General features: G+C 63.5%; 1 protein-coding gene and 1 pseudogene. Both read right to left on the minus strand.

Annotation, left to right across the window (positions count from 1 at the left end):
- Nucleotides 1–300: pseudogene (locus tag EN914_RS36495) on the minus strand (prolyl oligopeptidase family protein); the annotation flags it as partial.
- A gap of 66 nt (nucleotides 301–366) precedes the next feature.
- A partial coding sequence (locus EN914_RS36500) for an MFS transporter (RefSeq protein WP_127389740.1) occupies nucleotides 367–1,003 on the minus strand: 637 nt, incomplete at its 5' end.

The following is a 1,003-nucleotide window of genomic DNA, read 5'->3' on the forward strand; positions in this document are numbered from 1 at the left end:
GTAGGAAGCGACGGTCGTGCGGCGCCAGAGGCCGAGCACATTGGTCATGTCCTGCCAGAAATTGTAGACATGGCCGGCTTTTGCCGCGCCGACAGCGATGTTGTCCTCGGCCGTCATCAGGTCGAGCGCGGTCTGGAACGACGCCTGATAGGACGGATCGCCCTGCAATTCGCCAACCGTGATCTCGTTCTGGCGATGTACCCAGCCCAATGACTGCTTGGCTGTCCTGTCCTCCAGCCAGAGAAAGGGATCGTCGGTCGTGGGGGCAGAATTCGGCGTCTGGGTGGCAGGCTTGGTCATGAGGTCTCCGATAAACGCGTTGCTTTGAAAAAGCCAACGCCGACAGGCCGTCGATATTCACCATGTTCAGCGCACAATTGAGGCTTTCCGCCGACCAGCGAGGCTCGCAATGGCCAGCGCCAGGCACAGCAGCCCAAGCGTGATCGGCAGTCCGCCGGCGCCCATAACATCCATGGCGCCCCCCGCCAGCGGCGGCACGGCGATGCCGCCGACGCCCCACATCAAGGAAAAGGCCGCATTGCCGGCGACCAGTGCGGAGCCGGTGAAGCGTTCGCCGAGCTCGATGATCGACATCGTGTAGATGCCGTAGGAAACCGCGCCCCAGACAAAGATCATTGGCCAGATCAGCGGCGACTCGATGAGAAGCGGAAGCAGGACGCAGCCGAGCACCGTGATCGCGACGCAGGCAAGCCGCACCAGGCGCGCGGAAAGCCTTTCCGCCAAAAGGCCGAGCGGCACCTGCATGGCGATGTTGCCGGCGATCATCACCGACAGCAGCGCCGACATGCGGGTTTCGGTGATGCCGTGATGGGTGCCATAGACCGGCAGCAACGCCAACGCACCCTGTTCGAAGCCGGCGGCGACTATGACGGCGAACAAAAGCAGCCACGCCAGCGGCACGAAACCCAGGACGGAAACCTGGTGCCCGGCCTCGTCGACCTTGGGCAAACGCGGCAGCACCGAGGCCAGGCAAATGCCACAC

It is taken from the genome of Mesorhizobium sp. M7A.F.Ca.CA.001.08.2.1, assembly GCF_003998455.1.
GTDB classification, from domain to species: Bacteria; Pseudomonadota; Alphaproteobacteria; order Rhizobiales; family Rhizobiaceae; genus Mesorhizobium; species Mesorhizobium ciceri.